At 50.5% G+C, this 4,441-nt stretch carries 1 tRNA gene and 2 rRNA genes; all 3 read left to right on the forward strand.

From position 1 onward, the window contains the following. Positions 1–1,344: ribosomal RNA gene (locus tag GMD4S_RS11460) — 16S ribosomal RNA — on the forward strand; the annotation flags it as partial. Positions 1,345–1,395: 51 nt separating this feature from the next. Then, positions 1,396–1,468: transfer RNA gene (locus GMD4S_RS11465), tRNA-Ala, on the forward strand. A 122-nt stretch (positions 1,469–1,590) separates the two neighbouring features. Next, positions 1,591–4,441: ribosomal RNA gene (locus GMD4S_RS11470) — 23S ribosomal RNA — on the forward strand; the annotation flags it as partial.

Here is a 4,441-nt window from a genome sequence, read left to right on the forward strand (position 1 = left end):
TTAAAAGGTGCAATTGCATCACTACCAGATGGACCTGCGTTGTATTAGCTAGTTGGTGAGGTAACGGCTCACCAAGGCAACGATACATAGCCGACCTGAGAGGGTGATCGGCCACACTGGGACTGAGACACGGCCCAGACTCCTACGGGAGGCAGCAGTAGGGAATCTTCGGCAATGGACGGAAGTCTGACCGAGCAACGCCGCGTGAGTGAAGAAGGTTTTCGGATCGTAAAGCTCTGTTGTAAGAGAAGAACGAGTGTGAGAGTGGAAAGTTCACACTGTGACGGTATCTTACCAGAAAGGGACGGCTAACTACGTGCCAGCAGCCGCGGTAATACGTAGGTCCCGAGCGTTGTCCGGATTTATTGGGCGTAAAGCGAGCGCAGGCGGTTAGATAAGTCTGAAGTTAAAGGCTGTGGCTTAACCATAGTACGCTTTGGAAACTGTTTAACTTGAGTGCAAGAGGGGAGAGTGGAATTCCATGTGTAGCGGTGAAATGCGTAGATATATGGAGGAACACCGGTGGCGAAAGCGGCTCTCTGGCTTGTAACTGACGCTGAGGCTCGAAAGCGTGGGGAGCAAACAGGATTAGATACCCTGGTAGTCCACGCCGTAAACGATGAGTGCTAGGTGTTAGACCCTTTCCGGGGTTTAGTGCCGCAGCTAACGCATTAAGCACTCCGCCTGGGGAGTACGACCGCAAGGTTGAAACTCAAAGGAATTGACGGGGGCCCGCACAAGCGGTGGAGCATGTGGTTTAATTCGAAGCAACGCGAAGAACCTTACCAGGTCTTGACATCCCTCTGACCGCTCTAGAGATAGAGTTTTCCTTCGGGACAGAGGTGACAGGTGGTGCATGGTTGTCGTCAGCTCGTGTCGTGAGATGTTGGGTTAAGTCCCGCAACGAGCGCAACCCCTATTGTTAGTTGCCATCATTCAGTTGGGCACTCTAGCGAGACTGCCGGTAATAAACCGGAGGAAGGTGGGGATGACGTCAAATCATCATGCCCCTTATGACCTGGGCTACACACGTGCTACAATGGCTGGTACAACGAGTCGCAAGCCGGTGACGGCAAGCTAATCTCTTAAAGCCAGTCTCAGTTCGGATTGTAGGCTGCAACTCGCCTACATGAAGTCGGAATCGCTAGTAATCGCGGATCAGCACGCCGCGGTGAATACGTTCCCGGGCCTTGTACACACCGCCCGTCACACCACGAGAGTTTGTAACACCCGAAGTCGGTGAGGTAACCTTTTAGGAGCCAGCCGCCTAAGGTGGGATAGATGATTGGGGTGAAGTCGTAACAAGGTAGCCGTATCGGAAGGTGCGGCTGGATCACCTCCTTTCTAAGGATAAGGAACTGCACATTGGTCTTGTTTAGTCTTGAGAGGTCTTGTGGGGCCTTAGCTCAGCTGGGAGAGCGCCTGCTTTGCACGCAGGAGGTCAGCGGTTCGATCCCGCTAGGCTCCATTGGTGAGAGATCACCAAGTAATGCACATTGAAAATTGAATATCTATATCAAATAGTAACAAGAAAATAAACCGAAACGCTGTAGTATTAAAAGAGTTTATGACTGAAAGGTCAAAAAATAAGGTTAAGTTAATAAGGGCGCACGGTGGATGCCTTGGCACTAGGAGCCGAAGAAGGACGTGACAAACGACGATATGCCTTGGGTAGCTGTAAGTAAGCGATGATCCAGGGATTTCCGAATGGGGGAACCCAACAGGTACTACCTGTTACCCGCATCTGTTAAGGATGTGAGGAGGAAGACGCAGTGAACTGAAACATCTAAGTAGCTGCAGGAAGAGAAAGCAAAAGCGATTGCCTTAGTAGCGGCGAGCGAAACGGCAGGAGGGCAAACCGAAGAGTTTACTCTTCGGGGTTGTAGGACTGCAATGTGGACTCAAAGACTATAGAAGAATGATTTGGGAAGATCAGCCAAAGAGAGTAATAGCCTCGTATTTAAAATAGTCTTTGTACCTAGCAGTATCCTGAGTACGGCGGGACACGAGAAATCCCGTCGGAATCTGGGAGGACCATCTCCCAACCCTAAATACTCCCTAGTGACCGATAGTGAACCAGTACCGTGAGGGAAAGGTGAAAAGCACCCCGGGAGGGGAGTGAAATAGAACCTGAAACCGTGTGCCTACAACAAGTTCGAGCCCGTTAATGGGTGAGAGCGTGCCTTTTGTAGAATGAACCGGCGAGTTACGATATGATGCGAGGTTAAGTTGAAGAGACGGAGCCGCAGGGAAACCGAGTCTGAATAGGGCGCCTTAGTATCATGTCGTAGACCCGAAACCATGTGACCTACCCATGAGCAGGTTGAAGGTGCGGTAAGACGCACTGGAGGACCGAACCAGGGCACGTTGAAAAGTGCTTGGATGACTTGTGGGTAGCGGAGAAATTCCAAACGAACTTGGAGATAGCTGGTTCTCTCCGAAATAGCTTTAGGGCTAGCGTCGACATCAAGATTCTTGGAGGTAGAGCACTGTTTGGGTGAGGGGTCCATCCCGGATTACCAATCTCAGATAAACTCCGAATGCCAATGAATTATGGTCGGCAGTCAGACTGCGAGTGCTAAGATCCGTAGTCGAAAGGGAAACAGCCCAGACCACCAGCTAAGGTCCCAAAATAATTGTTAAGTGGAAAAGGATGTGGGGTTGCACAGACAACTAGGATGTTAGCTTAGAAGCAGCTATTCATTCAAAGAGTGCGTAATAGCTCACTAGTCGAGTGACCCTGCGCCGAAAATGTACCGGGGCTAAAACAATTTACCGAAGCTGTGGATACCTTTATAGGTATGGTAGGAGAGCGTTCTATGTGTGAAGAAGGTATACCGTGAGGAGTGCTGGAACGCATAGAAGTGAGAATGCCGGTATGAGTAGCGAAAGACAGGTGAGAATCCTGTCCACCGTAAGACTAAGGTTTCCAGGGGAAGGCTCGTCCGCCCTGGGTTAGTCGGGACCTAAGGAGAGACCGAAAGGTGTATCCGATGGACAACAGGTTGATATTCCTGTACTAGAGTATGTAGTGATGGAGGGACGCAGTAGGCTAACTAAAGCAGACGAATGGAAGTGTCTGTCTAATCAGTGAGGTGTGATATGAGTCAAATGCTTATATCTATAACATTGAGCTGTGATGGGGAGCGAAGTTTAGTAGCGAAGTTAGTGACGTCACACTGCCAAGAAAAGCTTCTAGCGTTTAAACATACTCTACCCGTACCGCAAACCGACACAGGTAGTCGAGGCGAGTAGCCTCAGGTGAGCGAGAGAACTCTCGTTAAGGAACTCGGCAAAATGACCCCGTAACTTCGGGAGAAGGGGTGCTGACTTTAGGTCAGCCGCAGTGAATAGGCCCAAGCAACTGTTTATCAAAAACACAGCTCTCTGCTAAATCGTAAGATGATGTATAGGGGGTGACGCCTGCCCGGTGCTGGAAGGTTAAGAGGAGTGCTTAGGAGTAATCCGAAGGTATGAATTGAAGCCCCAGTAAACGGCGGCCGTAACTATAACGGTCCTAAGGTAGCGAAATTCCTTGTCGGGTAAGTTCCGACCCGCACGAAAGGCGTAATGATTTGGGCACTGTCTCAACGAGAGACTCGGTGAAATTTTAGTACCTGTGAAGATGCAGGTTACCCGCGACAGGACGGAAAGACCCCATGGAGCTTTACTGCAGTTTGATATTGAGTGTCTGTACCACATGTACAGGATAGGTAGGAGTCTATGAGATCGGGACGCCAGTTTCGAAGGAGACGTTGTTGGGATACTACCCTTGTGTTATGGCCACTCTAACCCGGATAGGTTATCCCTATCGGAGACAGTGTCTGACGGGCAGTTTGACTGGGGCGGTCGCCTCCTAAAAGGTAACGGAGGCGCCCAAAGGTTCCCTCAGAATGGTTGGAAATCATTCGCAGAGTGTAAAGGTATAAGGGAGCTTGACTGCGAGAGCTACAACTCGAGCAGGGACGAAAGTCGGGCTTAGTGATCCGGTGGTTCCGTATGGAAGGGCCATCGCTCAACGGATAAAAGCTACCCTGGGGATAACAGGCTTATCTCCCCCAAGAGTTCACATCGACGGGGAGGTTTGGCACCTCGATGTCGGCTCGTCGCATCCTGGGGCTGTAGTCGGTCCCAAGGGTTGGGCTGTTCGCCCATTAAAGCGGCACGCGAGCTGGGTTCAGAACGTCGTGAGACAGTTCGGTCCCTATCCGTCGCGGGCGTAGGAAATTTGAGAGGATCTGCTCCTAGTACGAGAGGACCAGAGTGGACTTACCGCTGGTGTACCAGTTGTCTTGCCAAAGGCATCGCTGGGTAGCTATGTAGGGAAGGGATAAACGCTGAAAGCATCTAAGTGTGAAACCCACCTCAAGATGAGATTTCCCATGATTTTATATCAGTAAGAGCCCTGAGAGATGATCAGGTAGATAGGTTAGAAGTGGAA

It is taken from the genome of Streptococcus sp. GMD4S, from assembly GCF_000296955.1.